Here is a 13,759-nt window from a genome sequence, read left to right as displayed (position 1 = left end):
TGGCCTCTCCTCATCTAAGGAAACAAGATGGCCCGCGTTACCGTCGAAGATTGCGTCGACAAAGTCTCCAACCGTTTCGATCTGGTGCTGCTTTCGGCGCATCGCGCCCGCGAGATTTCGGGCGGCTCGGAGCTGACCATCGATCGCGATCGCGACAAGAATCCGGTCGTCGCGCTGCGCGAGATCGCCGAACAGACGATCCGCCCCGTCGACCTCAAGGACGCGCTCACCGGATCGCTGCAGAAGGTTGTCGTCGACGATGACGATACGCCCGATGAAATCAGCTCGATCGCCCGCTCGGCCGAGGCGCTTCGCCTCACCGCGGCTGCGCCGCCGCGCAGTCCCGCGGGTGGCGGTGCCGATTTCGACTAAGGTCGGCGAAAGCACTACCGAAAGGGGCTGCGGGAAACCGCGGCCCCTTTTCGTTTCCGGGGCGCCTTGGCGGCGCGCTCAGGGAAGCTGCGTGAGTTCGGCGACGCGGATCGCGCGCGAGGCGAGCATCGGTTCGATAATGATGCCGATGCGCCGTGCACGCGGTGACGCGACCTCGACATTATAGAGGCTGTTCGCGACGACATCGGCGATCTGCACGCCCTCCGAGCGGCGGCTGTCGGCGAGCGACGCGCGGCCCCAGCCGCCGAGCCCGGTCTGGATTGCCTCGCGGACATTTTCGAGAATTTTGGGATCGTAGCGACCGTCGTCGATCACCACGTCGCTGCACACGCCGCCGGTTTCGGGAAGCCAGCTTCCGATCGCGAGATCGAGAAGCGCCGCGTAGAGCGCAAGATCGCTTGTCGGCTGACCGTTGACCGGCGGCTGGAGCCGCGCGCGTTTGGCGACGGCTACCCAGGCGCGTCCGCCCGCCCGGTCGAAAAGTTCGAGCAGGTAAGCGCGCTCGGTCAGGCTGATACGGCTGCCCTTGAGTTCGCCGCGCAGGCCCGTCACGGCGCGAAAGCGGGCATGGATTTGCGCCGCGGCTTCGGGGGTAAGCATCACAGCGGCAAAAGTCATCGCGCCGGCGTTGAGGCCGCCCGATTCGTCGCAATATATGGTCATGCCTGCGCCGCGCCCCGTACGTCGATCATTTGACGCGGCCGAAAAAGGCAACCGAGCGCGATCCGCCTGCCGGTACGGCGGTGCTCCAGAGCCAGCGGACATGGGTTACGTCGGCATCGGTCGCCGCGCGCGGCGTTCCATCGGCGCCGGGGAGGGTGAGTCCCGCAAGATCGCCGAAAATCTTGCCGCCGTCGACCGAGACGCTGAAATCGGCGCGGTCGTCAGTGCCGTCGAAGACCAGCCCTGCGGGGATCGGGTTGACGATGCGAACCCCCGTCGCCGGGCTGGACCCGGGATTGGCGAACAGCAGCGTGACGCGCACGCGGTCGCCGGGAACGACGACGTCCGGGGCGACATAGGATTTGACGGGCTTGCCGCTGTCGGCGCCGCTGATCTTCTCGAGTTCCACCGTAGAGGTCAGCGCGCCCTGTTCCTGCGCGGCGGCCATGGGGCCGGCGGCGCCAAGGCCTGCCGCGAGAATATATGCGAAAAGCCTGCCGCGCATCATCTGGTCCTTCGAAAGGTGAAAATTGACCTGCTCAAGCAGGGCAGGGATAGCGTTTCCGCATCAGCCCGTCGAACGCCATGTTGATCGTCGTGCGGCTGCGGCTCTGCGGCGGATAGGTGCGAAGATGCGCGAGCCATTGCTCGGGGGTCAGCGTGCCGCTTTTCGGCGGACAGCTCGCCGATTTGCGTCCCGCTTTGCGGTCGGCCTCGATCCGCGCCTGATAGCGTTTGCCCGCCGCGATGACTTCGCCCTTGAGCTGGTCCGTCTCGGGCATGGCGAGTGCGAGCGGCCCAAGCCGCTGCAACGCTTCGGCGCGCTGCAGGAAGGTTGCGATGCTCATGTCGCCGGGCGACGCTGCGGTCAAAACCAGCCCGGCGGCCAGAGCCGCCGAAACCAGTCCCATGCGCCGCATCCTGCCGTTGATCATGTCGCCGAAATTCCTTCGGCGCCCTGAATACCGGCTGAATCGACGGTCGTCACGCGCCCTGAGGATGCGTGTCGCCGAAGGGGCGCGGCTTGCGCTTGATCTGCGGCAGGCCGCCGGCGTGACCCTGAATGGGGGCGCCGGGCTTGTTCGCATCGCTGTCGCGGCCAATGTCCTCGCCCTTGATCGCGCGGCGCGCCTCCTCGCCCGAGAGCGTCTCATATTCGAGCAGCGCTCCTGCAAGCAGATGCAGCTCGTCGAGATGGTCGGTGAGCACCTTGCGCGCCGTCTTCTCGCCGTCCTCGACGAGGCGGCGAACTTCGGCGTCGATCAGCTTGGCGGTCTCCTCGGACATATTCTGCGCGCGCGAGACGCTGTGGCCGAGGAAAACCTCGTCCTGATTGTCGCGGTAGCGCAGCCAGCCGAGCTTGTCGGACATGCCATATTCCATGACCATCGAGCGCGCCATGTCGGTGGCCTGCTGGATGTCGTTCGACGCACCGGTATTAAGCTCGTCCTTGCCGTAGATGAGCTGTTCGGCGATGCGGCCGCCGAAGCAGAGCGCGAGGCGCGCCTTCATCTGCTTCATGCTCATCGAATAGCGGTCGCGTTCGGGTAGGTTCCACGTCACGCCCAGCGCGCGGCCGCGCGGGATGATCGTCACCTTGTGCAGCGGATCATTATGCTCGACATGGATCGACACGAGTGCGTGGCCCGCCTCGTGATAGGCGGTCGCCTTCTTTTCGTCCTCGGTCATCACCATCGAACGGCGTTCGGCGCCCATGAGCACCTTGTCCTTGGCTTCCTCGAATTCGCCCGACGCGATCAGGCGCTTGCCCTTGCGGGCCGCAAGCAGCGCGGCCTCGTTGGCGAGGTTGGCAAGGTCGGCGCCCGAAAAGCCGGGCGTGCCGCGCGCGATGCGGCGCAGGTCGACGTCGGGCGCGAGCGGCTTCTTGCGCGTATGGACCTCGAGGATCTTCTGGCGGCCTTCGATGTCGGGGCGCGGGACGACGACCTGGCGGTCAAAGCGGCCCGGACGCAGCAGCGCGGGATCGAGCACGTCGGGACGGTTGGTCGCTGCGACGATGATGATGCCCTCGTTCGCTTCGAAGCCGTCCATTTCGACGAGCAACTGGTTCAGCGTCTGTTCGCGCTCGTCATTGCCGTTGCCAAGGCCGGCACCGCGATGGCGACCGACCGCGTCGATTTCGTCGATGAAGACAATGCACGGCGCATTGCGCTTGGCCTGCTCGAACATGTCGCGGACGCGGCTGGCGCCCACGCCGACGAACATTTCGACGAAGTCCGAACCCGAGATGGTGAAGAAGGGGACGCCCGCCTCGCCCGCGATCGCGCGAGCGAGCAGCGTCTTGCCGGTCCCCGGCGAGCCGACGAGCAGTGCGCCCTTCGGAATCTGACCGCCAAGCTTTGAAAATTTGGTGGGATCCTTCAGGAATTCGACGATTTCCTGCAACTCCTCGCGCGCCTCGTCGATGCCCGCGACATCGTCGAACGTCACGCGGCCCTGCTTCTCGGTGAGCATCTTCGCGCGGCTCTTGCCGAAGCCCATCGCGCCCGACCCGTTATTTTTCTGAACCTGGCGGAAAACGAAGAAAGCGATGCCGAGGATCAGCATGAAGGGCAGCGCCTGGATCAGCAGATAGACCCAGATATTGCCCTGATCGGTCGGCTTGCCGTCATATTTGACGCCATTGTCGTTGAGCAGCTTGAGCAGTTCGGGATCGCGGACGATATTGGCCGAAAAGCTTTCGCCGCTGTTCAGCTTGCCGGAAACGCGGTCATCGGAGAGGACGACTTCCTTCACGGCGCCTTCCTGAACCTTCTCACGGAATTCCGAATAGGCCATCGGCGAACCGGTGCCCTGCGAGGCGCCGCCGAACATCGACGCGACAAGGAGCATGGCAAGCAGGATGCCGCTCCAGATCATCACGCTCTTCATCCAGGGGTTGCCCTGCGGTTCCTTGTCGTCCTGCATTCGGAGAATATCCCAATCAACGCCAGCATCGCGAGAAGCCGCGACCATAGGCTGCAAGATAGGAATATCCGGTTAAATGACAATGCGCCAAGCGCGATAAATTCAGCTTTTCCGCCGCGGCGCCGAGGAAATGCGCCAGATTGAGCCGTCGCGCTCGCCCGCGGCGTCGATCAACAGGCTGCCGACCATTGCGCGCCGGCCCTCGCGCATCGCCGCGATGACCGTGTCGAGGGTGACGCCGCGCAGCACGAGTCGCGGGTCGGCATGCGACAGGCGGCGCATGACGATGCGGCGGAAAAGCTCGGGCGGATAGCCGAGATCGCGGATGACGGCCGTGTCGTCGACCTCGGGCCAGCTCGTGATCGCCTGGTCGACAGCCCAGTCGAGCGCCTCGTCGGCTTCGGCGAGCCAGCGCGCCGAGCGCGCGGCGGCTTCGGCGTCGATCGTCGACTGATAGCGCAGCGCATGGCGCAGCCGCGCCCGGTCGAAGCGCTCGTCACTGTTCGACGGGTCGTCGACGAACGGAATGTCCTGGTCGAGCGCGAGCCGAGTCAGATCCATGTGCCGCCAGCCGAGCAGCGGGCGCAAAACCTGGCCGTTGCGGGCGCGGATCGATGCGAGGCCGCCGACGCCGCTGCTGCGGTTGAGCCGCATGATCATCGTTTCGAGCTGATCATCGGCATGGTGCGCGGTGACGATGAAGTCGATTCCCTGTTCGCGGCGCCAGCCGTCGAGCAGATCATAGCGCGCCGTTCGCGCCGCGGCCTGCAGCGAGCCCGCGATTGGACGATCCGGCGTCAGCGTCGCGTGGGGAATATGTTCACGCGCGCAGAAGGCAGCGACCATGCGCGCCTCTTCGGCCGAACCGCTGCGCAATCCGTGATCGACCGTTGCCGCCCGGACCTGCCCGGGCAGCAGCGAAGCCATCAGCCAGAGCAGCGCCATGCTGTCGGGGCCGCCCGATACGGCGACGCCATAGTCACGGCGATGCCAGTCGGCGCCGACGAGCGCGGCGAGTTCGCCGCCGAGCCGCTCGACGGCGTCGCTGTCAACAGCCTGCTTTTGCTTTTGCGGCGGCAGCATCGTCGCGGACATCCTTCGGTGCCTTGTCGCCATAGACCTCATCCAGTTCGCGGAAGGCCTTGCAGGCGTCGGCTTTGCGCCCGAGCTTGTCGAGCGCTACTCCCATATACATCAGGCTGTGCGGCGCGCGGGGCCCGCTCGGCCGATCCTTGTAATTATTATAGAAAGCGACGGCGGCAAGGCTGGGCTTGCCTTCATCGAGATAGGCGCGCCCGAGCAGGTTCTGCGCATAGCTTGCCTGGTTGCTCTTCGGCCATTTTGCCACGACCTGTTTGAGCTGCGCCTGCGCCTCGGGATAGAGTTTGGCATCCCACAGGCGGAAGCCGTAGGTATAGGCATCTTCGGCTTCATTGCCGGTCGCCGGAATTTCGACCTTCTTGACGAGCGCGAGCCGGTTGGCGTCGGGTTTGCTCGCGGCGGGCGTCGTTGCAGGTTTCTTGGTCGTCGTGGTCGTCGACGCCTGTGTCACCGTGGCGGGCTTGGTGGTCCCCGATGTCGAGCTGAGCGGCAGGCTGGCCGGCGTTTCACCGCCGATGGCGGGGGCGGCAAGGCGCTTTTCCATTTCGGCCTTATAGGCAGTGAATTGTTTTTCGAGCTCGCGAAGCTGATAGCTGTTCTGCTCGGTCTGGCCGGTGAGCGTTTGAAGCTGGGCTTCGAGCGCGTCGACGCGCGCGGTGAGGTCGATGACGGGGGCATTGCCCTTCGCGCGTTCGCCAGGCTTGTTGTCGGGCGCGATCTCGCCCTCGAAGAAGGCGGGGCTGCCGCCCGGGAATACCGAGCGCTGGACCGCCCGCATTTCCTTTTCCAGTCGCTCGACGCGCTTGTCGATCCCGGCGTCCTGCGCCTGAGCAACAGGCGCCACTGTCAGCGCGAGCATCGCCGCGCCGATCAAAGACCCGTGTACCTTCCTCATCTGCCGTGCGGCCCCCACCAGTTAACTATCTTGTCTCTATGCTCTCATAACGCGGCAAACGGCGGATACGCAAACCCATTTCGGCGCGGGGCCGCGTCGATCCGTCGGGAACCGAGGGGAATCAGGGGCGCTCGGGGGCGCCTTTCGCCTTGGGCAGCGGCACCGTCGCGGTGCCGCCGCTTCCTTCGGCGCGTGCCACGAGGTCAGCGGGTTTGAGCGAGATTCCCTTGACGAGCGTATCGGCGGGGCCGGTCGCGCCGACGTCGCGGCCGCCGACGGTGATCTTGAGCGCCTGCGGGCGGCTCGTGCGCAGCGTGAACTGCTCGATATAGGCTGCGGGAACCTCATAGGTCTCGCCGGCGTCGAGCGTGCGCCAATTTTCGGTCTTGCCCGCGGCATCGTCGAACCCGATCCACACTTCGGAAAGGCCGGTAAGAACGACGGGGGCGTTCGCCGGCACTGCCGCGTTCGGCGCGCCCGCCTTGGGAGCGCCTGCCGCCGGAGTAGCGGCTGCAGGAGCTTCTGACGCGTCGGCGTCGGCATTTTGTGCAGCGATCAGCGCCTCGTCGGGTTCGACCGACAGGAAGCGCCACACGCCATAGGCCGAGACCAGCAAGAGCGCGACGATGACGAGCGTCCAGGTCAACCGTGCGGTCGGCAGGCGGGCGGGGTCGGTCGGCTCATAGGCTTCGTAGAGCGGCCGCGCGCCATATTCATCCTCGTCGAGTTCGCGGCGAAGCTCGGCGGCGATTTCGGCCTCGGGCAGATCAAGCGCGCGAGCGTAGGCGCGGGCGAAGCCGGTGACATAAGTTCGGCCCGGAAGTTCCGAAAATTCCGAGTTTTCTATGGCTTGAAGATGCCGCTGGGTCACGCGCGTACGCGTCGCGATGTCGGCGAGCGAAAGCCCTGCCGCCTCGCGCGCTAGGCGAAGCCGGTCGCCGGTGCGCGTGATCGCCAACTCGCCCTGCTGCGGGGCGACGTCCTCATCTGCCATTACTGTCTCCGTGCCGGTCGCTTGCAACCCGTTTCGACCGTGTCGCCTCGTTCTCGCATTGTGGACGCGCGAAAGTCAAATGAAGTTCCGCAAACAACAGGCCGAAAGGAAGCGGATTCCGGATTGGCGGAAAAGCCGACGTGCGGACGCGAGGACGGGGCGCGGAACATTCGCTGCCGCTCATTCGTTCAATTCTCAGTTCCCGCGAAACAAAGCGCGCGAATCCGGATGATTAGGTGTCGAAAGGAATTCAGCATGTTCAAATGGGCGTTGATCTTCGCCGTGATCGCATTGCTCGCGGCCGTTCTCGGTTTCTCCGGCGTGGCCGGTGCGGCAGCCGGGATTGCCAAAATTCTCTTCTTTGTCGGCCTTGCGCTGGTCGTTCTGTTCCTCGTTCTCGGTTCGGCCGCGGCGAAGAAGATCAGCTGACAGGTCACGACATAAGCGACAAAAGAGCGGGCGGTTTGAAACCGCCCGCTTTTTTCCGCGCAATTACGAGGGGCGGCTCCTGCCGCCATCCGACGGTGGGCAGCTAGTCGTCAAAGCACATATTTGCTGAGATCGGTATCGCCAACGACATCGGCGAGTTGCTTGTCGACATAGGCGGCGTCGATTTCGAGCGTGGTGTCGGGCATGTCTTCGGCAGTGAAGCTCACTTCTTCGACAAGCCGTTCCATGATCGTCTGGAGTCGGCGGGCGCCGATATTTTCAACCTTTTCGTTCACCTCGGCCGCGAGCCGGGCGACGCGTGCGATTGCATCGGCGGTGAAGCTCAGCGTGACCCCTTCGGTTCCGAGAAGCGCGGCATATTGCTCAGGCAGACCCGCTTTGGTTTCGCTGAGGATGCGAACGAAATCTTCCTCGCTGAGCGCGCCCAATTCGACGCGGATCGGCAGACGGCCCTGCAATTCGGGGAGAAGGTCGCTGGGCTTGGCGACGTGGAACGCGCCGCTGGCGATAAAGAGGATATGATCGGTCTTCATCGGACCATATTTGGTCGCAACGGTCGTGCCCTCGATAAGCGGCAACAGGTCGCGCTGGACGCCCTCGCGGCTGATCGAGCCACCGCGCACGTCGCTGACCGCGATCTTGTCGATCTCGTCGAGGAACACGATCCCATTGGCCTCGGCATCGGCGAGCGCGACGCGCGCGACATCGTCCTGATCGAGCCGCTTGTCCTGCTCTTCCTCGATCAGCCGGGTTGCGGCGTCGATGACCTTCATCTTGCGGCGCTTCTTGGGCAGGCCGCCCATCGCTTTGCCGAGCATGTCGGACAGATTGATCATGCTCATCTGGCCGGGCTGGCCGGGCAGATCGAAGGGCATGCCCGGCGCGTCGGAGACCTCGATCTCGACTTCGCTGTCGTCGAGATGACCTTCGCGGATGCGCTGGCGGAAGCTCTGGCGCGTGGCTTCGCTGGCGCCTTTGCCGGTCAGCGCGTCGAGGAGGCGCTCCATCGCGGCTTCCTCGGCGGCCGCGCGCACCGCGCCGCGGCGGCGATCTTTCTCGAGCCGCACTGCTTCTTCGACCAGGTCGCGCGCGATCTGCTCGACGTCGCGGCCGACATAACCGACTTCGGTGAATTTGGTCGCCTCAACCTTGATGAAGGGAGCATCGGCGAGCTTGGCCAGGCGGCGCGAAATCTCGGTCTTGCCGCACCCCGTCGGGCCGATCATCAGGATATTCTTGGGACTGACCTCATCGCGCAGATCGGGGGCGAGCTGCTGGCGGCGCCAGCGATTGCGCAGCGCGACGGCGACCGCGCGCTTGGCATCCTTCTGGCCGATGATGTGCGTGTCGAGCGCGGCGACGATCGCCTTCGGAGTCAAATCCTTGTTCATGATATTATGCCTGAATTTCGATGGTTTCGAGCGTGGTCTGGTCGTTGGTGTAAACGCAGATCTCGGCGGCGACCTGCATCGCCTTTTTTACCAGCACCTCGGGGTCATTTTCATAATCGGCGAGTGCGCGCGCGGCCGACAGCGCGAAATTGCCGCCCGAGCCGATCGCTGCGGTGCCGCCGAGCGGTTCGAGGACGTCGCCGTTGCCAGTTATGACGAGCGTCACTTCCTTGTCGGCGACGATCATCATCGCTTCCAGATTGCGCAGATATTTGTCGGTGCGCCAGTCCTTGGCGAGCTCGACAGCGGCGCGCAGCAACTGACCATTGTGGCGCTCGAGCTTGGCCTCGAGCCGTTCGAACAGGGTGAAGGCATCGGCGGTCGCACCCGCGAAGCCGCCGATCACACTGCCGTCGTGAAGGCGGCGGACCTTGCGGGCATTGGGCTTCATCACCGTCTGGCCCATCGACACCTGACCGTCGCCGATTACGACAACCTTTTCTGCATTGCGGGCGGAGAGGATGGTGGTTCCGTGCCAGGGCGCGTCACGGTGCGTGATCGATTGGGTCATGCGGCGCGATATGGGTAAAGCGGCGCCGGGCCGCAAGGGGAGGGGGCGATCAGGCGGCCCAGCAGAGCAGCGCGCGGGCGCCGGGCGCCATTTCGAGCGAAGATAAGTCTTCGAGCAGGCCGACTTCCCCGAACGGCAGCGGTTCGTCGCCTATCCGGCAGCCGTCCGCCAGCGGCACGAGCGTCAGGCTTTGCCCGGTCGGTCCCACAAAGTCGCGATCGAAAGGCGCCGCCAGATGCAGGAGATGGAAGTGGGGGCCATCGACAAGGCGCTTGTTCGCCGCCGGGTCGATCGCGCAGTGCGGCGCGCCGTGCGATGGCGCAGCGTCGACAACCGCAAGCCCGTCATCGAGGTGCAGTTCGCGCGGCCGGCCGTAATCGAAGAGGCGGTAGGTGCAGTCGGCATTCTGCTGCACCTCCACCAAGGTCAGCCCGCCGCCGATCGCATGGATCGTGCCCGCCGCATTATAGAAGAATTCGCTCGCCTGCGCCGGCCGCCAATCGATCATGTCGACGATCGATCCATCCTGCGCCGCGGCGCGAAGTGCGGCCACGTCGGCGGGGGCTTTCAGGCCGAGGCCAAGTTCGGCGTCCGGCTCGGCGCCCAGGATCAGCCAGCATTCGTCCTTGCCGCGCGCATAACCGGCGGCGCGCGCGCGGACATCGTCGGGGTGAACCTGAATCGACAGCCGCTCGGAGGTGAACAGGAATTTGATCATCAACGGCGCCGCATCGCCGTCGGGATGCGCGAACCATATCTCACCGATGCGCCGTTCGCCGAAGTCGCCGAATGCCGCGGGTATGTCGGTCCGTCCCCACGGCTTTTCTACGATATGCGGGGGAAGGCGGGTCAACATGACGATGTCATGTGTCGCGTGCGCGAGGACGTCAAGCGACCGCGCGCATCAAGCGGCGCGATTGAGCCGGTTAGGGGTGCTCCCGCCCGGCTGGTCGAGCCAGAGACCGCGCGTGTCATAGACAATCTTGTCCGACCGTTCTTCGAGCGGGATCGATTTGAACAGGTCGTGATCGACGAGCACGATCAGCAGGTCGCACTTCGCGAGTGCGGTATCGAGGTCGATGAGTTCGGATCCGGTACCGGCGAATTCGGCCGGCAGGCCGCGCGCATAGGGCTCGACGATGTCGACCTGCTTGCCGAAGCGGCGAGCGAGGGCTGCCGCCACCTCGACCGCGGGACTTTCGCGGAAATCATCGATGTTCGGTTTGAAGGCGAGGCCGAGGCAAGCGACGCGCGCCTGAGGGTGCTGCGACACCAGCATTTCGGCGGCACCGATGACATGCGCGGTCTTCGCTAGATTGACCTCGCGCGCGGTGCGGATCAGGCGGCTGTGATTGGGCGCGCCGTGGACGAGGAACCAGGGATCGACCGCGATACAATGGCCGCCGACGCCGGGGCCAGGCTGGAGGATGTTGACGCGCGGGTGGCGGTTGGCGAGGCGGATCACCTCCCAGACATCGACACCCATTTCCTCGGCCATCATCGACAGTTCGTTGGCGAAGGCGATGTTGACGTCGCGGTAGCTGTTTTCCACGAGCTTGACCATTTCGGCGGCGCGCGCCGAGGTCGTGATGCAGGCACCCCGCACGAACTGGCGGTAGAAGGTCATCGCACGGCGCGCGCATCGCGGCGTGATACCGCCGATGCAGCGGTCGTTGTCGACCAGCTCGACCAGAATCCGGCCGGGCAGGACGCGTTCCGGACAATAAGCGATGAAGATGTCGGCGGCACCGGCGCACGCGCCGGGCACCTTCAGGTCGGGGCGCAATTCGGCGATCAGCGCGGCAACCTTTTCGGTCGTGCCGACGGGCGATGTCGATTCGAGGATGACAAGATTGCCGGCTTGCAGTTTGGGCGCGATCGCGCGAGCTGCTGCCAGCACATAGCTGATGTCGGGGCGATGATCGGCGTCGTGCGGCGTCGGCACGGCGATCACGAAGCTGTCGCCGGGAGCGACTTCGGTCGAAGCGATGAGTGCACCGCGTGCAACGACGCCCTGGACGAGACCATCGAGATCGACTTCCTCGATATGCACCTTGCCGCTGTTGACCGTTTCAACGACCTTTTCGCTGACATCGACGCCGGTGACCTGGCAGCCCGATCGCGCGATCAGCGCCGCGGTCGGCAGCCCGATATAGCCGAGGCCGAGGACGGTAACTTGCTGGTCGGTATCAATGGGCACGCGCGACAATCTCCGCAATTCGCTGGGCAGCGAGGCCGTCGCCGAACGGATTGTGCGCTCGGGCCATCGCCGAATAGGCTTCGCTATCGTCCAAAAGGCTGAAAATTTCGGTAACGATACGGTCCTTGTCGGTGCCGACGAGCTTTGCCGTGCCTGCCGTAATGCCTTCGGGTCGCTCGGTCGTCTCGCGCATGACGAGCACTGGTTTGCCGAGAGAAGGCGCTTCCTCTTGCACGCCGCCGCTGTCGGTCAGCACGAGATCGGCTTCGGCGAGCAGGCGCACGAAATGCGGATAATCGAGCGGGTCGATCAGCGCGACGTTGGAAAGCGCGGCGAGCAGCGGCTCCATCGCGCTGCGGACCTGCGGGTTCGGGTGGACGGGAAAGATCACCGCGACGTCGGGGCGCGCGGCGATGGCTGCGATCGCCTCGGCGATCGCGCGCATCCCCTCGCCGAAATTCTCGCGCCGATGCGAGGTGACGGCGATGATCCGCTTCCTCGCATATCGTTTTACCAGCGGATCGAGGCCAGCTGCGAGCGACGGGTCTTCGTTGATGCGCGCGTTCGTTGCGAGCAGGGCATCGATGACGGTGTTGCCGGTGATGTGAATCCGCTCGTCCGGCACATTCTCCGAACGCAGCGCAGCGGCGGCGGTCTCGGTCGGGGCGAAATGCAGGTCGGCGACCGAGCCTGTGACCTTGCGATTTACCTCCTCGGGCCAGGGATGATAGATATCTCCGCTGCGCAGCCCCGCCTCGACATGGCCGACAGGTATCTTGCGGAAATAGGCGGCGAGCGTTGCTGCCATTGTTGTCAATGTATCGCCATGAACGAGAATGCGGTCCGGCCTTTCTGTGTCGAAAGTCTCGCCGAGTCCGGTGACCAGTCTCGCGAGAAGGGCATCGAGCGACTGGCTCGGGGTCATGATGTCGAGATCGACGTCGGGAATGATTCGGGCTATTGCAAGAACCTGGTCGAGCATCTCGCGGTGCTGGGCGGTCACGCAGACACGAACGTCGATGCCGTTGGTGCGCTGAAGCGCGTGAATCACGGGAAACATCTTGATAGCTTCGGGTCGTGTGCCGACCACGACAACGATTTTTCGCGCCGCTGAATGCTGTGATGAACGCAATTCCGGACTCATAAGGCAAAGGCTTTCTCGGCGATTCCTTCGCCCGCCTTAGCGCAAAGCTCTTGCCGCTGGCTTAACTTGCCACTATTCGCCCGGCCGTTCGCGGAATTCTGGTTCGAAACGATCGGATACGCCTCCCGTGGGCCGTAACACATGCCATCGAGGGGGGCGGCAGGTGATGCATTTGTCTGTAATTTCAGAGTTCTACTCGTAAAGCCCCATATGTCCTTACTTGGTTTTCTGAAGCGCCGGCGAGGCGAAGAGCGCGGTTCGCGCGCGGCGGAGCCGCGTGTGCCCGCTGGCGAGCGAGTTTATGCGATCGGGGACATTCATGGTCGTGACGATCTGTTCGAGCAATTGTTGGCGAAGATCGAGGCCGACAACGCCGGCCGAGGCCAGGCGAAAACGACGCTAATCCTGCTCGGCGACCTCGTCGATCGCGGACCCGATTCTGCATCTGTCATCGAGCGCGCGATCCGCCTCGGGGCTCCGTTCGACAAGGTGACTCTTCTCATCGGAAATCATGAGGAATGTTTTCTGTCCGCGCTTTCGGGCGACTTGCGGCGCGTGCGCTATTTTATCCGGATCGGCGGCGATGCGACCATAAGAAGCTATTGGTGCGACGATGCCGCCTATGCCGCAGCGGACTTTGAAGAGGTTGCCGAGCGCCTGCCGCATCTGGTTCCCCAATCGCACATCGATTTTCTGGGGCGCGGCGAAGATATGGTTCAGATCGGAGATTATGTGTTCGTCCATGCCGGCGTCCGGCCTGGCATCCCGCTCGATCGGCAGCAATTGTCGGATTTGCGTTGGATTCGTGACGAGTTTATCGATGGCGAGCATGATCATGGCGCAACCGTAGTTTACGGCCATACGATTTCGGATGGCGTCGATGAGGCGCGTGGACGCATCGGCATCGACACCGGCGCATATCTAACGGGCCGCTTGACAGCCGTTGGACTGGAGGGAAGCGAACGCTGGTTTCTCGACACCGCGGATATTGAACGCGAATAGTCTTTTGCCTGCTTTATTATGAAGCGA

At 64.2% G+C, this 13,759-nt stretch carries 15 protein-coding genes; 3 read left to right on the top strand and 12 right to left on the bottom strand.

Annotated features, from left to right (window positions below; all coding sequences use genetic code 11):
* Positions 1-27 precede the first annotated feature (27 nt).
* On the top strand, positions 28-372 hold the full coding sequence (gene rpoZ / locus ACT17R_RS12620) for a DNA-directed RNA polymerase subunit omega (RefSeq protein ID WP_186403148.1): 345 nt from the start codon (positions 28-30) through the stop codon (positions 370-372).
* A 78-nt stretch (positions 373-450) separates the two neighbouring features.
* Here rpoZ and ACT17R_RS12615 read toward each other — a convergent pair whose 3' ends face one another.
* The 7 genes from ACT17R_RS12615 to ACT17R_RS12585 form a co-directional block, all read right to left on the bottom strand.
* A complete protein-coding gene (locus ACT17R_RS12615; protein ID WP_444809535.1) occupies positions 451-1,056 on the bottom strand; it encodes a DUF3800 domain-containing protein in 606 nt (201 codons plus the stop codon).
* A 25-nt stretch (positions 1,057-1,081) separates the two neighbouring features.
* The gene (locus ACT17R_RS12610) at positions 1,082-1,564 is read right to left on the bottom strand and encodes a hypothetical protein (protein ID WP_444809534.1); all 483 of its coding nucleotides are present in this window, start codon (positions 1,562-1,564) and stop codon (positions 1,082-1,084) included.
* Between the two features lie 31 nt (positions 1,565-1,595).
* A complete protein-coding gene (locus tag ACT17R_RS12605) occupies positions 1,596-1,991 on the bottom strand; it encodes a hypothetical protein (protein ID WP_444809533.1) in 396 nt (131 codons plus the stop codon).
* A gap of 49 nt (positions 1,992-2,040) precedes the next feature.
* Complete coding sequence (ftsH, locus tag ACT17R_RS12600) at positions 2,041-3,984, bottom strand: ATP-dependent zinc metalloprotease FtsH (RefSeq protein WP_234180038.1); 1,944 nt, start codon at positions 3,982-3,984, stop codon at positions 2,041-2,043.
* A gap of 102 nt (positions 3,985-4,086) precedes the next feature.
* Positions 4,087-5,079 (bottom strand): tRNA lysidine(34) synthetase TilS, encoded by a 993-nt coding sequence (tilS, locus tag ACT17R_RS12595; protein WP_234180040.1) that lies wholly within the window; start codon positions 5,077-5,079, stop codon positions 4,087-4,089.
* Positions 5,033-5,980: a tetratricopeptide repeat protein gene (locus tag ACT17R_RS12590; protein ID WP_234180042.1), complete on the bottom strand. Its 948-nt coding sequence runs from the start codon at positions 5,978-5,980 to the stop codon at positions 5,033-5,035. The genes tilS and ACT17R_RS12590 overlap by 47 nt, the downstream gene beginning before the upstream one ends.
* 121 nt (positions 5,981-6,101) lie before the next feature.
* Positions 6,102-6,974, bottom strand: a complete 873-nt coding sequence (locus ACT17R_RS12585; RefSeq protein ID WP_234180044.1) for a helix-turn-helix domain-containing protein — start codon at positions 6,972-6,974, stop codon at positions 6,102-6,104.
* 255 nt (positions 6,975-7,229) lie between these two features.
* On the opposite strand from ACT17R_RS12585, the gene ACT17R_RS12580 reads away from it, so the two are divergent.
* Positions 7,230-7,403, top strand: a complete 174-nt coding sequence (locus ACT17R_RS12580) for a DUF1328 family protein (protein WP_003044814.1) — start codon at positions 7,230-7,232, stop codon at positions 7,401-7,403.
* A gap of 110 nt (positions 7,404-7,513) precedes the next feature.
* Here ACT17R_RS12580 and hslU read toward each other — a convergent pair whose 3' ends face one another.
* From hslU to wecB, 5 genes are read right to left on the bottom strand one after another with little or no spacing between them, the layout of a single operon-like run.
* Complete coding sequence (gene hslU, locus ACT17R_RS12575; RefSeq protein ID WP_058812083.1) at positions 7,514-8,815, bottom strand: ATP-dependent protease ATPase subunit HslU; 1,302 nt, start codon at positions 8,813-8,815, stop codon at positions 7,514-7,516.
* Between the two features lie 4 nt (positions 8,816-8,819).
* Positions 8,820-9,386, bottom strand: coding sequence for an ATP-dependent protease subunit HslV (hslV, locus tag ACT17R_RS12570; protein ID WP_234180046.1), 567 nt, complete (start codon positions 9,384-9,386; stop codon positions 8,820-8,822).
* 49 nt (positions 9,387-9,435) lie between these two features.
* On the bottom strand, positions 9,436-10,242 hold the full coding sequence (locus tag ACT17R_RS12565; protein WP_444809532.1) for a class I mannose-6-phosphate isomerase: 807 nt from the start codon (positions 10,240-10,242) through the stop codon (positions 9,436-9,438).
* A gap of 48 nt (positions 10,243-10,290) precedes the next feature.
* On the bottom strand, positions 10,291-11,586 hold the full coding sequence (gene wecC / locus ACT17R_RS12560; protein ID WP_234180050.1) for a UDP-N-acetyl-D-mannosamine dehydrogenase: 1,296 nt from the start codon (positions 11,584-11,586) through the stop codon (positions 10,291-10,293).
* The gene (gene wecB, locus ACT17R_RS12555) at positions 11,576-12,646 is read right to left on the bottom strand and encodes a non-hydrolyzing UDP-N-acetylglucosamine 2-epimerase (protein ID WP_275261199.1); all 1,071 of its coding nucleotides are present in this window, start codon (positions 12,644-12,646) and stop codon (positions 11,576-11,578) included. The genes wecC and wecB overlap by 11 nt, the downstream gene beginning before the upstream one ends.
* A gap of 225 nt (positions 12,647-12,871) precedes the next feature.
* On the opposite strand from wecB, the gene ACT17R_RS12550 reads away from it, so the two are divergent.
* Positions 12,872-13,732: a metallophosphoesterase family protein gene (locus tag ACT17R_RS12550; RefSeq protein ID WP_326490191.1), complete on the top strand. Its 861-nt coding sequence runs from the start codon at positions 12,872-12,874 to the stop codon at positions 13,730-13,732.
* Positions 13,733-13,759 lie beyond the last annotated feature (27 nt).

This window comes from Sphingopyxis sp. Q841 (genome assembly GCF_052384365.1).
GTDB classification, from domain to species: Bacteria; Pseudomonadota; Alphaproteobacteria; order Sphingomonadales; family Sphingomonadaceae; genus Sphingopyxis; species Sphingopyxis terrae_A.
Note: the sequence above shows the minus strand (reverse complement) of the source record. Positions and strands in the feature narration are given on the sequence as shown.

Coding starts and splice junctions, on each gene's coding strand:
- rpoZ (WP_186403148.1), top strand. CDS start 28: ATGGCCCGCGTTACCGTCGAAGATTGCGTCGACAAAGTCTCCAACCGT.
- ACT17R_RS12615 (WP_444809535.1), bottom strand. CDS start 1,056: ATGACCATATATTGCGACGAATCGGGCGGCCTCAACGCCGGCGCGATG.
- ACT17R_RS12610 (WP_444809534.1), bottom strand. CDS start 1,564: ATGATGCGCGGCAGGCTTTTCGCATATATTCTCGCGGCAGGCCTTGGC.
- ACT17R_RS12605 (WP_444809533.1), bottom strand. CDS start 1,991: ATGATCAACGGCAGGATGCGGCGCATGGGACTGGTTTCGGCGGCTCTG.
- ftsH (WP_234180038.1), bottom strand. CDS start 3,984: ATGCAGGACGACAAGGAACCGCAGGGCAACCCCTGGATGAAGAGCGTG.
- tilS (WP_234180040.1), bottom strand. CDS start 5,079: ATGTCCGCGACGATGCTGCCGCCGCAAAAGCAAAAGCAGGCTGTTGAC.
- ACT17R_RS12590 (WP_234180042.1), bottom strand. CDS start 5,980: ATGAGGAAGGTACACGGGTCTTTGATCGGCGCGGCGATGCTCGCGCTG.
- ACT17R_RS12585 (WP_234180044.1), bottom strand. CDS start 6,974: ATGGCAGATGAGGACGTCGCCCCGCAGCAGGGCGAGTTGGCGATCACG.
- ACT17R_RS12580 (WP_003044814.1), top strand. CDS start 7,230: ATGTTCAAATGGGCGTTGATCTTCGCCGTGATCGCATTGCTCGCGGCC.
- hslU (WP_058812083.1), bottom strand. CDS start 8,815: ATGAACAAGGATTTGACTCCGAAGGCGATCGTCGCCGCGCTCGACACG.
- hslV (WP_234180046.1), bottom strand. CDS start 9,386: ATGACCCAATCGATCACGCACCGTGACGCGCCCTGGCACGGAACCACC.
- ACT17R_RS12565 (WP_444809532.1), bottom strand. CDS start 10,242: ATGTTGACCCGCCTTCCCCCGCATATCGTAGAAAAGCCGTGGGGACGG.
- wecB (WP_275261199.1), bottom strand. CDS start 12,646: ATGTTTCCCGTGATTCACGCGCTTCAGCGCACCAACGGCATCGACGTT.
- ACT17R_RS12550 (WP_326490191.1), top strand. CDS start 12,872: ATGCCATCGAGGGGGGCGGCAGGTGATGCATTTGTCTGTAATTTCAGA.